23 protein-coding genes are annotated in these 18,819 nt (G+C 67.9%); 11 read left to right on the top strand and 12 right to left on the bottom strand.

Annotated features, from left to right (window positions below):
- From Q8Q71_RS00495 to lpdA, 4 genes are read left to right on the top strand one after another with little or no spacing between them, the layout of a single operon-like run.
- Nucleotides 1-1,281: a pyruvate dehydrogenase complex dihydrolipoamide acetyltransferase gene (locus Q8Q71_RS00495; RefSeq protein ID WP_305757688.1), complete on the top strand. Its 1,281-nt coding sequence runs from the start codon at nucleotides 1-3 to the stop codon at nucleotides 1,279-1,281.
- 13 nt (nucleotides 1,282-1,294) lie between these two features.
- The gene (locus tag Q8Q71_RS00490) at nucleotides 1,295-1,774 is read left to right on the top strand and encodes a glutathione peroxidase (protein ID WP_305757687.1); all 480 of its coding nucleotides are present in this window, start codon (nucleotides 1,295-1,297) and stop codon (nucleotides 1,772-1,774) included.
- Nucleotide 1,775: 1 nt separating this feature from the next.
- Nucleotides 1,776-2,180, top strand: coding sequence for an amino acid-binding protein (locus Q8Q71_RS00485; RefSeq protein WP_305757686.1), 405 nt, complete (start codon nucleotides 1,776-1,778; stop codon nucleotides 2,178-2,180).
- 20 nt (nucleotides 2,181-2,200) lie between these two features.
- Nucleotides 2,201-3,601, top strand: coding sequence for a dihydrolipoyl dehydrogenase (gene lpdA, locus Q8Q71_RS00480; RefSeq protein ID WP_305757685.1), 1,401 nt, complete (start codon nucleotides 2,201-2,203; stop codon nucleotides 3,599-3,601).
- A 158-nt stretch (nucleotides 3,602-3,759) separates the two neighbouring features.
- Here lpdA and Q8Q71_RS00475 read toward each other — a convergent pair whose 3' ends face one another.
- Nucleotides 3,760-5,544 (bottom strand): acyl-CoA dehydrogenase, encoded by a 1,785-nt coding sequence (locus Q8Q71_RS00475; protein ID WP_305757684.1) that lies wholly within the window; start codon nucleotides 5,542-5,544, stop codon nucleotides 3,760-3,762.
- Nucleotides 5,545-5,665: 121 nt separating this feature from the next.
- Here Q8Q71_RS00475 and Q8Q71_RS00470 point away from each other — a divergent pair, with 121 nt between their 5' ends.
- Genes Q8Q71_RS00470 through Q8Q71_RS00460 form a run of 3 tightly spaced genes read left to right on the top strand, consistent with a single transcriptional unit; the run spans nucleotide 5,666 to nucleotide 7,682 of the window.
- On the top strand, nucleotides 5,666-6,217 hold the full coding sequence (locus Q8Q71_RS00470; protein WP_305757683.1) for a cytochrome b: 552 nt from the start codon (nucleotides 5,666-5,668) through the stop codon (nucleotides 6,215-6,217).
- Nucleotides 6,214-6,768 carry a YceI family protein gene (locus Q8Q71_RS00465; RefSeq protein ID WP_305757682.1) on the top strand — a complete coding sequence of 185 codons (555 nt, stop codon included), beginning with the start codon at nucleotides 6,214-6,216 and terminating at the stop codon, nucleotides 6,766-6,768. Before Q8Q71_RS00470 ends, Q8Q71_RS00465 begins: the two co-directional genes overlap by 4 nt.
- A 20-nt stretch (nucleotides 6,769-6,788) precedes the next feature.
- Nucleotides 6,789-7,682 (top strand): L-threonylcarbamoyladenylate synthase, encoded by an 894-nt coding sequence (locus Q8Q71_RS00460; protein WP_305757681.1) that lies wholly within the window; start codon nucleotides 6,789-6,791, stop codon nucleotides 7,680-7,682.
- On the opposite strand, the gene Q8Q71_RS00455 is transcribed toward Q8Q71_RS00460, so the two are convergent.
- The 4 genes from Q8Q71_RS00455 to Q8Q71_RS00440 form a co-directional block, all read right to left on the bottom strand.
- The gene (locus Q8Q71_RS00455) at nucleotides 7,679-8,728 is read right to left on the bottom strand and encodes a patatin-like phospholipase family protein (protein WP_305757680.1); all 1,050 of its coding nucleotides are present in this window, start codon (nucleotides 8,726-8,728) and stop codon (nucleotides 7,679-7,681) included. The two genes, Q8Q71_RS00460 and Q8Q71_RS00455, sit on opposite strands and share 4 nt — an antisense overlap.
- A 14-nt stretch (nucleotides 8,729-8,742) precedes the next feature.
- A complete protein-coding gene (locus Q8Q71_RS00450; protein ID WP_305757679.1) occupies nucleotides 8,743-9,591 on the bottom strand; it encodes a 3-hydroxybutyrate dehydrogenase in 849 nt (282 codons plus the stop codon).
- Nucleotides 9,592-9,658: 67 nt separating this feature from the next.
- A complete protein-coding gene (yaaA, locus tag Q8Q71_RS00445; RefSeq protein WP_305757678.1) occupies nucleotides 9,659-10,426 on the bottom strand; it encodes a peroxide stress protein YaaA in 768 nt (255 codons plus the stop codon).
- Between the two features lie 74 nt (nucleotides 10,427-10,500).
- On the bottom strand, nucleotides 10,501-11,328 hold the full coding sequence (locus Q8Q71_RS00440) for an NAD(P)H-hydrate dehydratase (RefSeq protein WP_305757677.1): 828 nt from the start codon (nucleotides 11,326-11,328) through the stop codon (nucleotides 10,501-10,503).
- A 120-nt stretch (nucleotides 11,329-11,448) separates the two neighbouring features.
- On the opposite strand from Q8Q71_RS00440, the gene Q8Q71_RS00435 reads away from it, so the two are divergent.
- Together Q8Q71_RS00435 and glnA are read left to right on the top strand one after the other, a co-directional pair.
- A complete protein-coding gene (locus Q8Q71_RS00435; RefSeq protein WP_305757676.1) occupies nucleotides 11,449-11,787 on the top strand; it encodes a P-II family nitrogen regulator in 339 nt (112 codons plus the stop codon).
- Between the two features lie 71 nt (nucleotides 11,788-11,858).
- A complete protein-coding gene (gene glnA / locus Q8Q71_RS00430) occupies nucleotides 11,859-13,268 on the top strand; it encodes a type I glutamate--ammonia ligase (RefSeq protein WP_305757675.1) in 1,410 nt (469 codons plus the stop codon).
- A gap of 77 nt (nucleotides 13,269-13,345) precedes the next feature.
- Here the strand turns inward: glnA and Q8Q71_RS00425 are convergent, their stop codons facing one another.
- The gene (locus Q8Q71_RS00425; protein ID WP_305757674.1) at nucleotides 13,346-13,606 is read right to left on the bottom strand and encodes a hypothetical protein; all 261 of its coding nucleotides are present in this window, start codon (nucleotides 13,604-13,606) and stop codon (nucleotides 13,346-13,348) included.
- Nucleotides 13,607-13,722: 116 nt separating this feature from the next.
- On the opposite strand from Q8Q71_RS00425, the gene Q8Q71_RS00420 reads away from it, so the two are divergent.
- Nucleotides 13,723-14,583 carry a DUF4238 domain-containing protein gene (locus Q8Q71_RS00420; protein WP_305757673.1) on the top strand — a complete coding sequence of 287 codons (861 nt, stop codon included), beginning with the start codon at nucleotides 13,723-13,725 and terminating at the stop codon, nucleotides 14,581-14,583.
- Between the two features lie 4 nt (nucleotides 14,584-14,587).
- On the opposite strand, the gene tatC is transcribed toward Q8Q71_RS00420, so the two are convergent.
- The 3 genes from tatC to Q8Q71_RS00405 are packed head-to-tail and all read right to left on the bottom strand — an operon-like array spanning nucleotide 14,588 to nucleotide 16,247.
- Nucleotides 14,588-15,475 (bottom strand): twin-arginine translocase subunit TatC, encoded by an 888-nt coding sequence (gene tatC / locus Q8Q71_RS00415; RefSeq protein WP_305757672.1) that lies wholly within the window; start codon nucleotides 15,473-15,475, stop codon nucleotides 14,588-14,590.
- Nucleotides 15,472-15,999 (bottom strand): Sec-independent protein translocase protein TatB, encoded by a 528-nt coding sequence (tatB, locus tag Q8Q71_RS00410; protein ID WP_305757671.1) that lies wholly within the window; start codon nucleotides 15,997-15,999, stop codon nucleotides 15,472-15,474. The genes tatC and tatB overlap by 4 nt, the downstream gene beginning before the upstream one ends.
- Before the next feature lie 29 nt (nucleotides 16,000-16,028).
- On the bottom strand, nucleotides 16,029-16,247 hold the full coding sequence (locus tag Q8Q71_RS00405) for a twin-arginine translocase TatA/TatE family subunit (protein WP_292066693.1): 219 nt from the start codon (nucleotides 16,245-16,247) through the stop codon (nucleotides 16,029-16,031).
- Between the two features lie 104 nt (nucleotides 16,248-16,351).
- Between Q8Q71_RS00405 and rnhA the strand changes: the two genes are divergently transcribed.
- Nucleotides 16,352-16,795 (top strand): ribonuclease HI, encoded by a 444-nt coding sequence (gene rnhA / locus Q8Q71_RS00400; RefSeq protein ID WP_305757670.1) that lies wholly within the window; start codon nucleotides 16,352-16,354, stop codon nucleotides 16,793-16,795.
- On the opposite strand, the gene Q8Q71_RS00395 is transcribed toward rnhA, so the two are convergent.
- From Q8Q71_RS00395 to Q8Q71_RS00385, 3 genes are all read right to left on the bottom strand, one after another.
- Nucleotides 16,792-17,250, bottom strand: coding sequence for an NfeD family protein (locus tag Q8Q71_RS00395; protein WP_305757669.1), 459 nt, complete (start codon nucleotides 17,248-17,250; stop codon nucleotides 16,792-16,794). The genes rnhA and Q8Q71_RS00395 overlap by 4 nt on opposite strands.
- Before the next feature lie 3 nt (nucleotides 17,251-17,253).
- A complete protein-coding gene (locus Q8Q71_RS00390) occupies nucleotides 17,254-18,267 on the bottom strand; it encodes an SPFH domain-containing protein (protein WP_305757668.1) in 1,014 nt (337 codons plus the stop codon).
- 94 nt (nucleotides 18,268-18,361) lie between these two features.
- Nucleotides 18,362-18,772, bottom strand: coding sequence for an NUDIX hydrolase (locus tag Q8Q71_RS00385; protein WP_305757667.1), 411 nt, complete (start codon nucleotides 18,770-18,772; stop codon nucleotides 18,362-18,364).
- Nucleotides 18,773-18,819: the final 47 nt, after the last annotated feature.

The raw sequence follows: 18,819 nt of genomic DNA, 5'->3' as shown, positions 1-18,819 counted from the left end.
ATGACCGACATCCTGATGCCCGCCCTGTCGCCCACCATGGAAGAAGGCGTGCTGGCCAAATGGCACGTCAAGGTCGGCGACGTCGTCAAGGCCGGCGACGTCATCGCCGAGATCGAGACCGACAAGGCGACCATGGAGGTCGAGGCCGTCGACGAGGGCGAGATCACCGACATCCTGGTGGCCGAAGGCGCGGAAGGCGTGAAGGTCAATACGCCCATCGCGCGTCTGAAGGACGAGGGCGGCGCGACCACTCCGGCGACCAAGGCCGCCGCGGCGCCCGCCGAGGTCACGAAGGCTGAGCCGGCGAAGGCCGAGGCCGCTCCGGCGGCCGCAGCCGCTCCGAAAGCCGCGCCCGCTCCGGCCAAGGCCGATGGCGAGCGCGTCTTCGCATCGCCGCTGGCCCGCCGCATCGCGTCGCAGAACGGCGTCGACCTGAAGTCCGTCAAGGGCACCGGCCCGCACGGCCGCATCGTCAGGCGCGACGTCGAGGGCGCCAAGGGCGGGGCCGTGGCTCCCGCTGCATCGAGCGCCGCGGCGCCGGTCGGCGAGGTCCGCAAGGTCCTGTCGCTGGCCCAGATGGGCATTCCGGACGGCAGCTACGACCTGATCCCGCTGGACGGCATGCGCAAGGCCATCGCCCGCCGCCTGACCGACAGCTTCCGCGACGTGCCGCATTTCCCGCTGACCATCGATTGCGAGATCGACGGCCTGCTGGCCTCGCGGGTCAAGGTGAACGCCATGCTCGAGAAGTCGGGCGTGAAGGTCTCGGTCAACGACTTCGTCATCAAGGCCTCGGCCATGGCGCTGAAGGCGGTGCCGGAAGCCAACGCCAGCTATTCGCCCGAAGGCATCGCCATGCACCACCACGCCGACGTGGCGATGGCGGTGGCGATCGACGGCGGCCTGATCACCCCGATCATCCGCGCGGCCGAAACCAAGTCCCTGTCGCAGATCGCGACCGAGTCCAAGGACCTGGCCGGGCGCGCCCGCGACCGCAAGCTGAAGCCCGAGGAATTCCAGGGCGGCACCTTCTCGGTCTCCAACCTGGGCATGTTCGGGATCAAATCCTTCGCCTCGATCATCAACGAGCCGCAGGGCGCGATCATGAGCGTGGGCGCCGGCGAGCAGCGCCCCCTGGTCAGGAACGGCCAGTTGGCCGTCGCTACCGTGATGACCGTGACCCTGAGCTGCGATCACCGCGTGGTGGATGGCGCCGTCGGCGCGAAATTCCTTCAGGCCTTCAAGGCAATGATCGAAGATCCTGTGACGATGCTGGCCTAGGCGGAGACGCGGTGTGACCTCGGTCTACGATTTCAGCGCCACGGCCATCGACGGCGCCGAGCAGGCGCTGGAGCGGTATCGCGGCCAGGCCCTGCTGATCGTCAACACGGCCTCCAAATGCGGCTTCACCGGCCAGTACGCCGGTCTGGAGGCGCTGCATCGGGAGTTCGCCGACAAACCGTTCGAAGTGCTGGGGTTTCCTTGCAACCAGTTCGGCCAGCAGGAACCGGGCCGGGCCGCCGAGATCGCGAGCTTCTGCACCTCGACCTACGGCGTCGACTTTCCGATGTTCGACAAGATCGAGGTCAACGGCCCCAACCGGCACCCGCTCTACGCCTGGCTGACCAGCCAGAAGAAGGGCTTCCTCGGCAGCCGCGACATCAAGTGGAACTTCACCAAATTCCTGACCGACCGTGAGGGCCGCGTGGTCGCGCGCTACGCCCCCCAGGTCGAACCCGAGGCCATCAAGGCCGATATCGAGAAGCTGATCTGACATGGCCGCCCTGCGGGACCTCGCCATCGCTCTTGACGATCGCCCCGGGGCCTTGGCCGAGATGGGCGAGGCCCTGGCGCGCGGCGGCGTCAGCATCGAGGGCGGCGGCGCATGGCTCGCGAACGGAAGCGGCGTCGCGCATTTTCTGTTCAACGACGGCCCTGCCGCGCGCGCGGCGCTGGAAGCCGCCGGCATCAAGGTCGTCGCTGAACGCGAGGTCCTGGTGCAGCGGCTGAGGCAGGATGTTCCCGGCCAGTTGGGAAAGCTCACGCGCCGCCTGGCGGAAGCCGGCGTCAATATCGAGGTCCTGTACAGCGACCACGACCATCAGATGATTTTGGTAGTCGATGACATGACGCGGGGCCGAGAGGTTTCCGAGGCGTGGATTCGCGAGACCGGCCTGTGACCATAACAAGCGGAACGACCATGGAATTCGACCTCATCGTCATCGGTTCGGGCCCCGGCGGCTATGTCGCCGCCATCCGGGCCAGCCAGCTGGGCCAGAAGGTCGCCATCGTCGAGCGCGAGAGCCTGGGCGGCATCTGCCTGAACTGGGGCTGCATCCCGACCAAGGCCCTGCTCAAGTCGGCCGAGAAGTACGAGAGCCTGTCGCATCTGAAGGACTACGGCCTGTCCGCCGACAAGGTCGGCTTCGACTTCGAGACCATCATCCAGCGCTCGCGCGGGGTGGCCGCCACGATGAACAAGGGCGTCACCTATCTGATGAAGAAGAACAAGATCGAGGTGATCGAGGGCGCGGCGAAGCTGGAGAAGGGCGCCGCCGCGCCCAAGGTGGTCGTCGCCCTGAAGGCTGGCGGATCGCGCACGGTCGAGGCCAGGGCGGTCATGCTGGCCGTCGGCGCCCGCGCCAAGGCCATCCCGCAGATCGGCCTGGAGGCCGATGGCGACAAGATCTGGGCCTATCGCGAGGCCATGGCGCCGAAGAAGATGCCCGCCTCCATCGTCGTCATCGGCTCGGGCGCCATCGGCGTCGAGTTCGGCAGCTTCTATCGCGCCCTCGGGGCCGAGGTGACGGTGGTCGAGGCCGTCGATCGCATCATGCCCGTCGAGGACGAGGAGGTCTCGAAGGCGGCGCAGAAGGCCTTCGAAAAGCGCGGCATGAAGTTCCGCACCGGCTGCAAGGTCACCAGGGTGTCCAGGGGCGGCAAGGGCGTGCGGGTGGCCATCGAGGCCGGCGGCAAGGCCGAGACCCTGGAGGCCGAGGTCTGCATCTCGGCGGTCGGCATCACCGCCAACACCGACGGCATCGGTCTGGAGGCGCTGGGCGTCAATATGGATCGCGGCCATATCGTCATCGACGGTCACTGCCAGACCAATGTGAAGGGGCTGTACGCCATCGGCGACTGCGCGGGCGCGCCGTGGCTGGCGCACAAGGCCTCGCACGAGGGCATCCACGCCGCCGAACACATCGCCGGCTACAAGACGCCCAACGTCAATTCGCCGATCGCCGGCTGCACCTACGCCCAGCCGCAGGTCGCCTCGGTCGGGATCACGGAGCAGGGCGCGCGCGAGGCGAAGCGCGAGGTCAAGGTCGGCCGCTTCCCCTTCCGGGTGAACGGCAAGGCCGTGGCCGCGGGCGAGATCGAGGGCTTCGTCAAGGTGATCTTCGACGCGAAGACCGGCGCCCTGATCGGCGCCCATATGATCGGCGCCGAGGTCACCGAGATGATCCAGGGCTATGTCACCGCCATCGCCCTGGAAGCGACCGAGGAAGACATCCACGGCATCGTCTATCCCCACCCGACCATGTCCGAGGCCATGCACGAGGCCGCGCTGGACGCCTACGGGCGGGTGTTGCACATCTGACGGGCGCTCTTCCGCCCGTCATCCTCGGGCTTGACCCGAGGATCAGACCTTCCGCGGCTGGTCGTCAGGGTTCGGCCCTTCGATCGTCGTCAGAGGTCGGCCACCGAGCGGCTGACAATCCGATCCTCGGGTCAAGCCCGAGGATGACGGTGTAAAGGTCACCCCGCCAGCACGTCCACGCTCATCCGCTCCAGCAGGGCGCCCCCTTGCCCGACGGCGGAGAGCCGGCTGGAGGCCTGGCCCAGCACATTGGCGGCGTAGACCTCGTACAGCGCGATCTTGCCTTCCAGCCAGGTCGGGTCGCCCTGACCGCCGTCCAGCTGGTCGCGGGCATACAGCGCGCCCTGCGCCAGCATCCAGCCGCCCGCGACGTCGCCCAGCAGCTTCAGATAGGCGTCGGCGGCGGCCAGCACGTCGGCCGCGCCGTCAGCGGCGCCCTTGCGCCCCATCAGCCAGTCGGTGGCCTGCTCGACGGCGCTCACGCCCTCGGTCAGGGCCTCGACCGGTTTGCCGGAATACAGACGCGGCAGCACCGCCAGCGTCGCCTTCATGTCGGCGATCAGGTCGCGGGCCGACTGGCCGCCGTCCATCGACAGCTTGCGGCCGACCAGATCCATGGCCTGGATGCCGTTGGTCCCTTCGTAGATCGGGGCGATACGTGCGTCGCGATAGTGCTGGGCCGCGCCGGTCTCCTCGATGAAGCCCATCCCGCCGTGGATCTGCACCCCCAGCGAGGCGACCTCGCAGCCGACGTCGGTCGACCAGGCCTTGGCGATCGGGGTGAACAGGTCCTCGCGCCCCTTCCAGCGGCGGCGTTCTTCCTCGGTGGCGCTGTGCTTCGCCAGGTCGGCCGCCACCCCGGTGGACAGGCAGATGGCGCGCGCGGCGGCGACCTTCGCCTTCATCACCGACAGGGTGCGGCGCACGTCGGGATGGTCGACGATCGGGGCGTTGGCCTCGCCGGTCCAGACCGATCGGCCCTGCCTCCGCTCGCGGGCGTAGGAGAGGGCGTGCTGATACGCCCGCTCGGCGATGCCCACTCCCTCGACCCCGACGGCGAGGCGGGCCGCGTTCATCATGACGAACATGTGGGCCAGGCCCTGATTGGGCTGGCCGACCAGTTCCGCGATCGCGCCTTCATAGGCCATGACGCAGGTCGGCGAGGCGTGGATGCCCAGCTTGTGCTCGACGCCCACGGGCCGGAAGCCGTTGCGGTCGCCCAGCGTCCCGTCGGGCGCGGCGAGATATTTCGAGGCGAGGAACAGGCTGATCCCCTTGGGTCCGGCCGGGGCGTCGGGCAGGCGGGCCAGCACCATGTGGACGATGTTGTCCGTGGCGTCGTGATCGCCCCAGGTGATGAAGATCTTCTGGCCGTTCAGGGCCCAGGTCCCGTCGCCGTTCGGCGTCGCCGTTGCGGTCAGGGCCCCGAGGTCGGAGCCGGCCTGCGGCTCGGTCAGGACCATGGCCCCGGTCCATTCGCCGGACACCAGCCGGGACAGATAGATCTCCTTCTGCGATGGCGTGCCGTGGGCCTCCAAGGCCTCGATCGCCGCCAGCGACAGCATGGGGCACAGGCCGAAGGCCATGTTGGCCGCGTGCACCGTCTCGTAGGCCGCCAGCTCCAGCGCCTTGGGCAGTTGCTGGCCGCCGGCGTGGGCGGGGGCGGACAGGCCGGTCCAGCCGCCCGCGGCGAACTGGCGATAGGCGTCGGCGAAGCCCGGCGCGGCGGTGACCGAGCCGTTGGCGTATGTGGATCCCTTCAGGTCGCCGATGCGGTTCAGGGGGGCCAGGACGCCCTCCGAGAACTGCGCCGCGGCCTCCAGCACCGCGCCGAGGACATCGGCGTCATAGTCGGGGAAGGCGCCGGTGGCGGCGACCTGGTCGATGCCGGCCACGGCCTGCAGGGCGAAGGCGATGTCGCGGACGGGCGCGCGATAGGTCATGACGAGAGGCCTCGGTTCGGACGGTCCCGCGTTCATGCCGCCTTGCCGCCGGGGCATGCAAGCGGCGGCTTGGCGAAGACGCCGGGGCGGGTCAGAGTGGCGCATCCAAAGGGAGCTCGTCGTGGCCGAACCGCGCAACCGCTATTCCACCGTCTCGCTGATCCTGCACTGGCTGATCGCCGCCCTGGTCGTGACCCAGGTGGTGCTGATCGCCGCGCATGAATGGACCGAGGGGCCGATCTCGCGCGAGTTCGTCAACATCCACAAGTCCGTGGGGCTGAGCATACTGGTGCTGACCCTGGGCCGACTCGGCTGGCGCATCGCCAATCCGGCCATTCCGCTGCCGGACGCCCTGCCGCGCTGGCAGAAGCTGCTGGCGCGCGCCACTCATGTGCTCTTCTACGTGTTCCTGATCGCCATGCCGCTGGTCGGCTGGGCGGCGTCATCGGCGGCGGGCCGGGAGATCCTCTGGTTCGGCCTGTTCCAGTGGCCCCTGCTGCCGGTGGGCGGCGGCCGGGAGACCGCCGGCGCCCTGATGGACCTGCACGAAACGGCGGCCAAGCTGCTCATAACCCTGGTCGTCCTGCACATCATCGGCGCCCTGAAGCACCATTTCGTCGACCGCGACAATGTCCTGCACCGGATGATCCCGTGGATACCGCGCCGCCCATGAGGCTGCTCGCCGCCCTGCTCCTGGCGCTGCTGACGCCCTTGCTGGCCGGCGCGGCGCCGGGGCCCTGGACCTTCGAGCGGGAGGCGTCGCGTATCGAAATGTCCGTCCGGGCGTTCGGCGGCTGGCGCACGGGACGATTCGAGGACTGGCGGGGCTCCGCCGTTCTGGATCGGGCCCACCCTGAAACGGCCCGGGCCACGGTGACGGTCCAGTCGGCGTCCCTGAGAATGTCCCCGTCGGTCGCGACCCGGCGCGCCATCGGGCCGGGGTTCCTGGACGCCGCGCGGCATCCCGTCATCCGCTTCGATCTGAAGTCGCTCGAGCCGCTGGGCGGCGACCGTTATACGGCCAACGCCGACATCACGATGAAGGGGCGGACCCGGGCGGTCGCCTTCCCCCTGGACTTGCGCATCGACGGTGACCGGGCGCATCTGGCCGGCGCGCTGACGCTGGATCGCGCGGACTTTGGAATAGGAACATCGGGGCCGTGGAACGGGCTGGTCGGACGGCAGGTGACGGTGCGGGTGATGCTTCAGGCGCGCCCCGCCTGAGCGCGTCCGACGCCGACGCCGTGGCGGTCCTGAACGCTGGAGGCCTGGTCATCCTGCCGACGGAGACAGTGTACGGACTGGCCGCCGACGCCGGCGACGCCCGGGCGGTCGCCGCCATCTTCGAAGCCAAGGGCCGTCCCCGGTTCAACCCCCTGATCGCCCATGTCGCCGACGCCGTGCAGGCCGAGGCGGTCGCGGTGTTCGACCGTCGCGCCCGTGCCCTGGCCGAGGCCTTCTGGCCCGGACCGCTGACGATCGTGGCCCCGATCCGCGACCGGACGGGCGTATGCGACCTCGCCCGGGCGGGGCTGGACAGCGTGGCCGTTCGGGTGCCGGGCCACGCCCGCGCCCGCGCCCTGATCGCGGCCTTCGGGCGGCCGGTGGTGGCGCCGTCGGCCAACCGTTCGGGGCGGCCCAGCCCGACCACCTTCGCTGACGCGGTGGAGGAGACGGGGTTCGCCGCCGGCGCCGCCATCGACGGCGGGCCGTGCGCCGTGGGGGTGGAGAGCACGGTGGTCTCGGTGCTGGACGGCCGTGTCGCCCTGTTGCGCCCGGGCTCGGTCACGCGCGACGAGATCGAGGCCGTCGTCGGGCCTTTGGACCGGGACGGGGAGGGGCATCGCTCGCCCGGCCGTCTGGCCCTGCACTATGCGCCCGACGCGCCTGTGCGGATCGAGGCCGAGACGGCGCGCGACGGCGAAATCCTGCTGGGGTTTGGCCGGGGCGCCGGCGATCCGCGCTGGAGCCTGAGCCCGAGCGGCGACCTGCGCGAGGCGGCGGCCAATCTGTTCCGGCGGCTGCGCGAGGCTGACCGGGAAAAGCCCGCGGGGATCGCGGTGGCGCCGATCCCGACGGAAGGGCTCGGCGAAGCCATCAACGACCGGCTGCGCCGCGCGGCGGGATTTGTGGGCTAGGCCAGGAAGCGAGCCTTGATGTCGATGCTGGATCGCCGGCCGACATCGGCGAAACATTGCTCCAGCCACTCGCCCGCCGCCTCGCGCCCGCGCGCCTTCAGGTCGTTGAGGAAGGTCCATTCCGTGTTGAACTTCGAGCTCAGCGACAGGGCGCCCAGCCACGGGCCGGGCTCGATGGCGTGCAGCATCAGGCTGCGATAGCGGTCCTCGCCGGTGCGCTTCAGCCGGCCGTCGGCGATCATGTCCTGGACGAAGGCGACGGCTCTCAGCTCGGCGACAAGGGGGGCGTTGAAGACGATCTCGTTCAGCCGGTCCATGATGTCCCCCGCCGCGCGCGGCGTCTCCTCGCGCACGAACGGGTTCAAGGGCAACAGCAGGATGTCGTCGGGGGTGTCGGCGTAGAACAGGGGCCAAAGGGCCGGATTGGCCAGATAGCCGCCGTCCCAATAGGGCTCGCCGTCGATCTCGACGGCCTGGAACAGGTGCGGCAGGCAGGCCGAGGCCAGCAGGACCTGATCGGTGATCTCCGACGTTTTGAACAGTCGCGCCCGGCCGTGCCTGACCGCGGTCGCGGCGACGAACAACTGGATGGAAGAGGCGCGCACAGCGTCGAAATCAATCGCCGTGTCCAGAACTCGTTTGAGAGGATTCAGATTGAATGGATTGAATTGATAAGGACTCATCGACATGGCGGCGTTCTCGGCCGAGCGCCACAGACTGCTGTCCTTCAACCATCCCGGCGTCAGGGCCGCGCTCCAGATCGAGGAGTCGCCGAACACATTTCGCCCGCCCGACAGATTCACCTCGCGCCACAACAGATCCAGCTGCCGTCGGGCGCCCACGGCCCCGTCGGCGTGCAGGCCGCTGATCAGGGCGGCGGCGTTCATGGCCCCGGCTGATGAGGCGGTCACGGCGCGGATATCGAGCCGGTCGTCCTCCAGCAGGCGATCCAGCACGCCCCACTGGAAGGCCCCGTGGGCGCCGCCGCCCTGCAGGGCCAGGCTGATGGGCCGCCGCCGCGGTGCGCGCGGCTTTCGCTTCAGCACCCGCGCCTCCGCGCCTACTGGGCGGTCCAGCCGCCGTCGATGGAGAAGCTGGCGCCATTGGCCGAGGCGCCGAGGTCGCTGACCAGATACAGCATCATGCCGGTCAGTTCGTCGGTGGTGACGAACCGCTTGGTCGGCTGCGAACCCAGGATCACGTCCTTGAGCACCGCCTCCTTCGACATGCCGCGCGTGCGGGCCTGGTCGGCGATCTGCTTCTCGACGATCGGCGTCTCGACGAAGCCGGGGCACAGGGCGTTGCAGGTGATGTTGTCCTGGGCCAGCTCCAGCGCCACCGTCTTGGTGAAGCCGAGGACGCCGTGCTTGGGGGCGACATCGGCCGACTTTACCGGGCTGGCGACCTGGCCGTGGGCCGAGGCGACGTTGATGATCCGCCCGCGCCCCTGCGCCTTCATGATCGGGATGGCGGCCCGCGTCGCATAGAAGGTCGAGGACAGGTTGATGGCGATGATCTGTTCCCACTTGTCGGAGGGGAATTTCTCCACCGCCTCGACGTGCTGGACCCCGGCGTTGTTGATCAGGATGTCGAGCCGGCCGAGCTGGTGCTTGCCGTAGGCCACCATGTCGGCGACCTCGTCGCCGCGCAGCATGTTGGCGGCGTGATAGCGCACCCTCACGCCGCAGCTGGCCTCGAGCTCGGCCCGCGTGCGCTCGATCTCGGACGGGTCGCCCAGTCCGTTCAGGACCACATCGCCGCCGCGCGAGGCGATCGCGCGGGCGAAGGCCAGGCCGATGCCGGAGGTCGAGCCCGAGATCACCGCCACCTGACCCTTGAGGTCGCCGATGTCGCGGAAGGGTTCGCGCGCCGTCTCGGAGCCGTCACCGCGTTTGGGCCATTGGAACATGGGTGTCTCGTCCGTCCGTCAGTCTTGTCAGCCTAGCCGTTCGCGGTTGCGAAGGCGACAGCCGGGTTTAATTTCCCGATCTGATGAATATCCAGTCTGTGTCGTTAGAGGCCGCCTTGTCAAAGCGGTAGCCGTCGCGGTCGAAGGCCTTGAGATCCTGGGCCCGCTCGATCCGCTCGTCGATGGCGAACCGCGCCATGCCGCCGCGCGCCTTCTTGGCGAAGAAGGAGATGATCCGGCTCTCGCCATCCTTCGATTCGCGAAAATGCGGCGTCACGACGGGCAGTTTCAGCGCCCGGGCGTCGACCGCGCCGAAATACTCCTGGCTGGCCAGGTTCACCAGGGTCGGATCGGCCTGGCCCGCGGCGTCGGCGTTCAGGCATTTCGAGATCCGGTCGCCCCAGAAGTCGTAGAGGCTGGACCCGCGCCGGGTCTTCAGTCGCGCGCCCATCTCGAGCCTGTAGGGCTGGATCCGGTCCAGCGGCCGCAGCAGGCCGTAGAAGCCCGAGAGGATGCGCAGATGATCCTGCGCCCACGTCAGCGCCGGTTCGTCCAGTTCGCGCGCCTTCAGCCCCTCGTAGACGTCGCCGGCGAAGGCGAAGGCCGCCTGCACCCCGTCGGTCGATTCGGCGTCGAAGGCCTGGAACCGCTCGCGATTCAGGCGCGCCAGATCGTCGGAAATGCCCATCAGCCGACGCAGTTCGGCCACCGTCCGCGCCCGCGCCGTCCGGGCCAGCGACGCCGTGTCCTCGCGGAAGCGCCGTTCCGAGGCGGGCAGGGCCGGGTCGGCTTCCGTGAAATTCAGCCGTTTGGCCGGGGACAGGACGATCAGCAAGACAGGGCTCCGGCGGCGGCGCCCTGCAGATAGGCCCCTTCGACGCCGAATTGAACCGGGCGCGGCGTCCCGATTCAACCGGCCTGTGCATGGAGCGCCGCCAGCACCGCCGGCAGCCGCTCGGGCAGATCCTCGGCGATCAGGCCCGGCCCGAACCCCCGCGCCGCCTCGGCATGCATCCAGACCGCCGCCCGCGCCGCGTCGAAACTGTCCATCCGCTGGGCCATCAGGCCGCCGATCATGCCCGCCAGCACGTCGCCGCTGCCCGCGGTCGCCAGCCAGGGCGTGCCGTTGCCGTTGACCGCGAGCCGACCGTCCGGCGCCGCGATCACGGTCGCCGGCCCCTTCAGCACCACCACCGCGCCGGCCCGCCTCGAGGCCTCGGCCGCGGCCGCTTCGCGCCCCATGTCCAGCAGGCCGGGGAACAGGCGTTTGAACTCGCCCTCGTGCGGGGTCAGCACGTCGTCGCGGTCCAGCAGGTCGAACAGGTCCGCGGGCCACCCCTCGAACACCGTCAGTCCGTCCGCGTCGACGACCAGGGCGGCGCCCGTGCCGGCCAGGGCGCGGACATTGGCCCGGGTGGCGTCGTTCACGCCGGCGGCCGGACCGATCACGACGGCGTCCATCCCCTCGGCGGCCTCGGCCAGGGCTTCGTCGGAGCCGAACGGCGTCAGCATGACCGCCTCTATGGCCGGTGCGATCGCGGCGGCGGCGTCGGGCGGGCACAGGATGCGCACCAGGCCCGCGCCGATGCGCAGGCCGGCCCGGGCCGCGAGCCGGGCCGCGCCCGTCTGGGTCGCCTTTCCGGACACCACGCCCAGTCGGCCGCGGGCGTGTTTGTGCGTATCCGGGCCGGGCCAGGGCAGGACGTCGCGCCAGTCGGCAGGGACGGATCCGGTCATCGCGGCCCTGCTCCGTTCACGGATGGCGACTCCGGACGAAAAACGCTTGCCTTATTGTGCAATGCAATGTCCCTTTACGACCCGAGCGCGCGGCACGAGAAAGCCCGCCTGGGATCGCCGATGAAAAAGATCGAAGCCGTCATCAAGCCCTTCAAGCTGGATGAAGTGAAGGAAGCGCTGCAGGACGCAGGCGTGCAAGGCATGACCGTTCTGGAGGCCAAGGGATATGGTCGCCAGAAGGGCCATTCGGAACTCTATCGCGGGGCCGAATACGTCATCGACTTCCTCCCCAAGATCAAGATCGAGGTGGTGGTTCCCGACGACATGGTCAACTCGGTCGTCGAGGCGATCCAGGCCGCCGCCCGGACGGGCAAGATCGGCGACGGCAAGATCTTCGTCTCCGATGTCCTCGACGTCATCCGCATCCGCACCGGCGAGACGGGAGCCCAGGCCGTCTGACCGCTTCTCCACGGGCCGTCCCCCGGGGGGCGGCCTTTCCTTTTCCTCCCCCAAGAAACGGACTCTCAAGAATGAGCGACGCAGGCAAGATCCTCAAGGAGATCAAGGAGAAGGACGTCAAATACGTCGATCTCCGCTTCACCGACACCAAGGGGCGGATGCAGCACGTCACCTTCGACATCGACCTGGTCGATGAGGAGTTCCTCGAGGAAGGGACGATGTTCGATGGATCGTCCATCGCCGGCTGGAAGGCGATCAACGAGTCCGACATGCTGCTCAAGCCGGATCTGAACGGCTTCTGGATCGACCCGTTCTACCAGCAGACGACCCTGTTCCTGTTCTGCGACGTGCTGAACCCCGACACGGGCGAGCCCTACAACCGCGACAGCCGTTCGATGGCCAAGAAGGCCCTGGCCTATGTCCAGTCCTCGGGCGTGGGCGACACCGTCTTCTTCGGCCCGGAAGCCGAATTCTTCATCTTCGACGACGTGCGCTGGAGCACGGCGCCGCATGACACCGGCTACGCCTACGATTCGATCGAGCTGCCGGCCAATACGGGCGCCGAATACTCGGAAGGCAATATGGGCCACCGCCCCGGGCCCAAGGGCGGCTATTTCCCGGTCAATCCGGTCGACAGCGCCCAGGACCTGCGCGGCGAGATGCTGGGCGTCATGCGCGACCTGGGCATGCAGCCCGAGAAGCACCACCACGAGGTCGCCCCGGCCCAGCACGAACTTGGCCTGAAATTCAGCGACCTGCTGACCATGGCCGACCGGCTGCAGCTCTACAAATACGTCATCCACAACGTGGCCGCCGCCTACGGCAAGTCGGCCACCTTCATGGCCAAGCCGACCTTCGGCGACAACGGCTCGGGCATGCACGTGCACCAGTCGATCTGGCGCGACGGCAAGCCGCTGTTCGCGGGCGACAAATACGCCGGTCTGTCGGACCTCTGTCTGTGGTACATCGGCGGCATCATCAAGCACGCCAAGGCCATCAACGCCTTCGCCAACTCGACCACCAACTCCTACAAGCGCCTGGTCCCCGGCTACGAGGCTCCGGTCAAGCTGGCCTATTCGTCGCGCAACCGCTCGGCCTCGATCCGCATTCCGTGGGTCAATTCGCCCAAGGCCAAGCGCATCGAGGCCCGCTTCCCCGATCCGATGGGCAACCCCTATCTGACCTTCGTCGCCCTGCTGATGGCCGGCCTGGACGGCATCGAGAACCGGATCGACCCGGGCGCGCCCGCCGACAAGAACCTCTATGACCTGCCGCCCGAAGAGCGCGGCTCGATCCCCGAGGTCTGCGGCTCGCTGAAGGAAGCGCTCGACAGCCTCGACAAGGACCGCGCTTTCCTCAAGAAGGGCGGGGTCATGGATGACGACTTCATCGACAGCTATATCGAGCTGAAGATGGAAGAGGTGATGCGCCTGCAGCTGCACCCGCACCCGGTCGAATTCGACATGTACTACAGCTGCTGATCGGCGGCTGAGGTCGAGCGAAACGAGGCGCCGGACGGGAAGCCGTCCGGCGCCTCTGTCTTTTCGGCTTCCGCGATCTAGCGGTTGGTGGTCTCCACCTCGATGCCGTCCCGGCCGGCCCGGACGGTCGTGCTGTCGCCGTCGCGGTCTCGCTCGATGACGACCGGCGGAGACTGTACTTCCCGTTCGATCACCACCGGTGGAACCTGGACCTCGCGGGTCTCGACGATTGTTGTGGTGGTTTCCGGTTCTTTCGCGGGCGTCTCCGCGGCGGGGGTACAGGCGGCGGCACCCAAGGCGAGGGCAGCGAGGGCGTAGAGGCTGGTCTGGCGCGCCATGGATGGCTCCTGATGTCTGGAGCACTCAAACGGTCACGCTTCGGGCGGGTTCCGTGGGGGAGAACTGGCCGACGCCATTTCTTGATCGGAAGACTGAGAGTGCCTAGTCAACGGACGTGTCTGCAGATCAAAACCACCACTATCTTCCACAGAACTACCAGCGAGGCTGGACGGATTCTGAAGGACGGGTCCGGGTGTGCCGCTGGTGGCATGACAAATTGGTTTGCGATCCCAAGCCAACAAAAGCCACTGGAGGGCGAGCAGGCCTCTACTACATCCCCATGGCCCCACCAGAAGGTCGGAACTTTATGGAGGATGTTTTCTGGAAGAAGGTAGATCAGTGGGGTAGCGACGGCCTGAATTTGCTTCGGTCAAGCGATCCTGATTCAGTATCGAAAATCAAGTTGGAGAGGTTGGCGATCTACATACTCTCCCTCGAACTTCGTAACCCGAGAAAGGTCATGGAGATTGAGGCCCAAGCGAAACTGCATGTCCTAGAAGGGCTTCTTGCCGAAGACTATGCCAGCCACCGTCGTCCACACGAGCCGGCGACATTCGAGGAATTCAAGGAAGCGCTCGAACAGCCGGGCCTGACAGAGCATGGGGCTCTGTGCCTTCAGAATCTGGTGCTGAACAACCCCATCCGAAAACGCCTGATGGCAATGGACTGGCAGTTAGTCAGTGTGCGTGACGGTACACCCATCATAACGTCGGATGTCCCGCTTGTTCGGTACAAGGGAATGCGTGATCCTGACGGGCTCTGGCTTCTGCCACTTTCTCCAACCGAGTTTTTGGCGATCTTTAATGATGGCGTGATCGACATGCGTCGCTCGATCGAGCGAAATATCGCGGATGGAGTCTTCATCGAGGCGATGAACAAATACGTCGTTCAACACAAGATCGACTACGTCTACGGGGTGCAACCGGAGCAGATGGATTTCGTCCGCCGATATTGGGCGGTCGAACCGGAGTCGTGATTGGCTACGCTGACAGTCCGTCCGCTTCGTCCGCCTTCCGGCGCCGCATCTCGATCAGCCGCACGCACCAGATCGAGATTTCGTAAAGCAGCACCAGCGGCACGGCGAGCATGATCTGGCTGATCGGGTCGGGCGGAGTCACGACGGCGGCGACCACGACCACGGCCATGACGGCGTAGCGGCGGCCCTCGGCCATGACCTTCGACGAGATGATCCCGGCAAGGCCCAGCAGGGTCATCACCACCGGAAGCTGGAAGCACAGGCCGAAGGCCAACAGCAGGGCGGTGACCAGGTTCAGATAGTCCGACACCTTGGGCAGCAGGGCGGCCGAGACGCCGCCGCCGGTGATTTGCTGGCTCAGCGAGAACCACATGACGAAGGGCAGCATGACGAAATAGACCAGGGCCGCGCCCAGCAGGAACAGCAGCGGCGCCGCGATCAGGAAGGGCAGGAAGGCGCCCTTTTCGTTGCGGTACAGGCCCGGGGCCACGAACCGGTACAGCTGCCAGGCCAGCACGGGGAAGGCGACGACGATGGCGCCGAAACCCGCCAGCTTCATCTTGGTGAAGAGGATTTCCAGCGGCGCCGTATAGATCAGATTGACCGTCTGGCCATCGACGCCGGGCAGGGGCTTGAGCCCGGCCGTGCCCAGGATGAGATCCAGCGGAGACACATGGCCGTCCGGTCCGACCGACTGGTGGAAGGCCGCGGCCGCCGCGAACGGCTTGACCAGAAAGATGTAGAGCGGCTCGGCGAAATAGAAGCAGCCGATGAAGCCTATGACGAAGGCGACCACGCAGATCACCAGCCGCCCGCGCAGCTCGATCAGATGATCCATCAGCGGGGCGCGCGACGCCTCGATCTCGTCCTCGTCGCGGTCGGGGCGGCTCACAGGTCCACCTTCTTCGCGCGGATGGACCGGGTCTTGCCGCTGGCGGTCTTGATCGAGGCGACCGGCGTCGCGGCCGTCTTCGCCGGCGTCTTGCGGGGTTTGGGCGTGGCTTTCGCCTTGATCTTGGGTGCGGGCCCGGGCGCCGGCTCACTGTCCGGCGACGCCGTGACCGGGGGGCTGTCGGGCCATTCGTCGGGGGCGGCCAACATGACCGGCGCGTCCAGCGGCCGGTTCAGGTCGTCGCGAATCTCGCGGAAAGCGGCGTCGGCCTCTGCCCCCAGCGGGACCATGCCCTGGCCGGTGCGCAGCGCCTCGACCTCCTTGCGCAGTTCGTCCAGCTCGGACTGACGCGCCATCTCGTCGAAGCTGGAGCGGAACTCGTTGGCCATGGCGCGGGCACGGGCCATCACCTTGCCGATCTTGCGCATCAGCAACGGCAAATCCTTTGGCCCCACCACGAGCAGGGCCACGATGCCAATCACCAGGATTTCAAAGCCGCCGATACCGGGGCCGAGGCCACCCATCCGTCAGGTCTCCGACGTCAATGCGCGGCCTACGACTTCAGGTCTTCTTTTTCGGCGTCCGTGCGAGGCAGGGCGCCCGCGCGCTCGTCCGAAGGCTTGTCCGAATCGGTGTCCTTCAGGCCTTCGCGGAAGGCCTTGATGCCCTTGGCCGCATCGCCCATCAGGCCCGACAGCTTGCCCCGCCCGCCGAACAGCAGCAGCGCGATGATAGCGACAATGGCCCAATGCCAGATGCTGAAAGAGCCCACGACTCGTCTCCTCGTTCGGACCGATGCGCGGCCCGCTCAAACACTTGTGCCGCATATAGGCCGTTCAGTGGCGCGACGCCAAGCGAACCTGTTAGGACGCGCCCATGAGTCACGTGATCATCCACACCGACGGCGCCTGCAAGGGCAATCCCGGCCCCGGCGGCTGGGGCGCGGTCCTGCAGACCGGCAAGGGTCACGAGAAGGAGCTGTGGGGCGGCGAGCCCCTGACCACCAACAACCGCATGGAGCTGATGGGCGCCATCCGCGCCCTGGAGGCCCTGACCCGGCCGTGCCGCGTCGATCTGCACACCGACAGCAAATACGTCATGACCGGGATCACCGAATGGATCCACGGCTGGAAGGCGCGCGGCTGGAAGACGGCGGACAGGAAGCCGGTCAAGAACGACGACCTCTGGAAACGCCTCGACGCCGCCCGCGCCCGGCACGAGGTCAAATGGCACTGGGTCAAGGGCCACGCCGGGCATGAACTGAACGAGCGGGCGGACGGGCTCGCGAACCGCGGGATCGAGGATATGCGGGCGGGTTAGGCCGCGCGGACCTTCAGTTTCGGCCCGTCCATGCCCTCAACGATCACGCTCTCGCCCGCCAACGGCGCGGCGCCCTCGATCTCGGCGACCCATTCCGCCCCCGAGACGAACACCCGGCCACGGCCGTCGACGAAGGCCTGGACCACCTGGGCGCGCTGGCCGATCAACCGGCTGTCGCGGGCGTTGATGTCCGGGGCGTCCGACGGGTTGACCCTCTGGATCAGCCGCCGCGACAGCAGGGTGGCGATCACGGTCAGGATGGCGAACAGGGCTGCCTCGCCGAGGAAGCCCAGCGGCAGGCCCAAGGCGGTGACCACCGCCACCACGCCGGCCGACACCGCCGGCCACAGCAGCCATTCGGTCGAAAAGGCCGCCTCGATCGCCAGCAGGATCACGCCCAGGGCCAGCCAGATCCAGAACGGCTGGGCGGCGTGCAGGTCGGTCAGGGCGTCCATGGATCAGGTCCTCGGCACGGAGGGACGGGGCGGTCGCGGCGGGGTCGGCCGCGTCGGGGCGGGCGGCGGCGGCGCGTCGCGGCGCACGTCGGTGCGGCTCTGCTGCTGCTCCCTGGCCAGGCCGACCAGTTCGCCCAGGCCCGCGATGGTGCCGACGAGGCCGGACATCTCGGCAGGGACGATGACCGTCTTGGCCGTCGGGTTGCGGGCCAGTTCGGCGAAGGCCTCGACGTATTTCTGGGCCACGAAATAGTTGATGGCGTTGACGTCGCCGCGGGCGATGGCCTCGGACACCATGGCGGTCGCCTTGGCCTCGGCCTCGGCCTCGCCCTCGCGGGCCTCGGCGTCGCGGAAGGCGGCCTCGCGGCGACCTTCAGCTTCCAGGATGGCGGCCTGTTTGGCGCCCTCGGCGCGGGCGATGGCGGCTTGTTTCTCGCCGTCGGCCTCGGTGATGACAGCGCGGCGCTCGCGCTCCGCCTTCATCTGGCGGGCCATGGCGTTGGTGATGTCGACGGGCGGGGTCAGGTCCTTGATCTCGATCCGGTTGACCTTGACGCCCCAGGGCTCGGTCGCCGCGTCGATCACGGTCAGCAGGCGCGAGTTGATGCTGTCGCGCTGGAACAGGACCTCGTCCAGTTCCATCGAGCCGACCACGGTGCGCAGGTTGGTCGAGCACAGCTGGGTGATGGCGTAGGGCAGATTCTCGACCCGGTACGCCGCGGCCGAGGCCTCCATCACCTGGATGAAGACGATGGCGTCGACCTTCACCATGGCGTTGTCCTTGGTGATGACCTCCTGCTGGGGCACGTCCAGGACCTGCTCCATCATGTTCATGCGGCGGCCGATCCGCTCGACGAACGGCGTCAGGATGCTGATTCCGGGGCTGAGGGTGCGGGTATATTTGCCGAAGCGCTCGACCGTCATCTCGCGCCCTTGGGGCACGATCTTGACCACGCTGAACAGCAGCACGAAGGCCAGCGCGACCAGCGCGATGGTGAATAGAACCGAGGTGTCCATGATCTCTCCCTGTCCCGGTCAGGTTAGCACCCTGTGGCCGCTGCGCCACAGAAACCGGACCAGGTGGAGATGACATCCGCGTAATCTTCGCCGTTCAGCGCACCGCGACGGCCATCCGGATGACCCGCAGCGTCTCCGGCCAGGCGACGATGGTCTCGACCTGGTCCAGCGCCACGAACCGCGCCTCGACGGCGTCGCCGGCGGCGACCGGCTCTCCCGACAGCCACCGCGCCGCGTAGTCGATCAGCACATAGTGGAGCCCGGCCTCGGGGAACAATCCGTCGACCACCTCGATCAGGCCGGTGATTTCAGCCTCGACCCCGGTCTCCTCGCGCAGCTCCCGCAGCGCGGCGTCCACCGCGCGCTCGCCCGGCTCGATCCGCCCGCCCGGCAGGCTCCACTCGCCCTGTCGCGGGGTCCGGCCCCGGCGGATCAGCAGCACCGTGTCGCCGCGCAGGCAGACGACGCCGACGGCGGGGACGGGGGCGGGCAGGGGGGCGGTCATGGCGCAATCCTGTCACGGCCCTTTCGCCGCGCCCACGACTTTGAGAC

The sequence above is a fragment of the Brevundimonas sp. genome, from assembly GCF_030704825.1.
In the GTDB taxonomy this organism is placed as follows: Bacteria; Pseudomonadota; Alphaproteobacteria; order Caulobacterales; family Caulobacteraceae; genus Brevundimonas.
This window is presented reverse-complemented; position numbering and strand designations above follow the sequence as displayed.

Coding starts and splice junctions, on each gene's coding strand:
- Q8Q71_RS00495 (WP_305757688.1), top strand. CDS start 1: ATGACCGACATCCTGATGCCCGCCCTGTCGCCCACCATGGAAGAAGGC.
- Q8Q71_RS00485 (WP_305757686.1), top strand. CDS start 1,776: ATGGCCGCCCTGCGGGACCTCGCCATCGCTCTTGACGATCGCCCCGGG.
- lpdA (WP_305757685.1), top strand. CDS start 2,201: ATGGAATTCGACCTCATCGTCATCGGTTCGGGCCCCGGCGGCTATGTC.
- Q8Q71_RS00475 (WP_305757684.1), bottom strand. CDS start 5,544: ATGACCTATCGCGCGCCCGTCCGCGACATCGCCTTCGCCCTGCAGGCC.
- Q8Q71_RS00465 (WP_305757682.1), top strand. CDS start 6,214: ATGAGGCTGCTCGCCGCCCTGCTCCTGGCGCTGCTGACGCCCTTGCTG.
- Q8Q71_RS00450 (WP_305757679.1), bottom strand. CDS start 9,591: ATGTTCCAATGGCCCAAACGCGGTGACGGCTCCGAGACGGCGCGCGAA.
- Q8Q71_RS00440 (WP_305757677.1), bottom strand. CDS start 11,328: ATGACCGGATCCGTCCCTGCCGACTGGCGCGACGTCCTGCCCTGGCCC.
- Q8Q71_RS00435 (WP_305757676.1), top strand. CDS start 11,449: ATGAAAAAGATCGAAGCCGTCATCAAGCCCTTCAAGCTGGATGAAGTG.
- glnA (WP_305757675.1), top strand. CDS start 11,859: ATGAGCGACGCAGGCAAGATCCTCAAGGAGATCAAGGAGAAGGACGTC.
- Q8Q71_RS00425 (WP_305757674.1), bottom strand. CDS start 13,606: ATGGCGCGCCAGACCAGCCTCTACGCCCTCGCTGCCCTCGCCTTGGGT.
- tatB (WP_305757671.1), bottom strand. CDS start 15,999: ATGGGTGGCCTCGGCCCCGGTATCGGCGGCTTTGAAATCCTGGTGATT.
- rnhA (WP_305757670.1), top strand. CDS start 16,352: ATGAGTCACGTGATCATCCACACCGACGGCGCCTGCAAGGGCAATCCC.
- Q8Q71_RS00395 (WP_305757669.1), bottom strand. CDS start 17,250: ATGGACGCCCTGACCGACCTGCACGCCGCCCAGCCGTTCTGGATCTGG.
- Q8Q71_RS00390 (WP_305757668.1), bottom strand. CDS start 18,267: ATGGACACCTCGGTTCTATTCACCATCGCGCTGGTCGCGCTGGCCTTC.
- Q8Q71_RS00385 (WP_305757667.1), bottom strand. CDS start 18,772: ATGACCGCCCCCCTGCCCGCCCCCGTCCCCGCCGTCGGCGTCGTCTGC.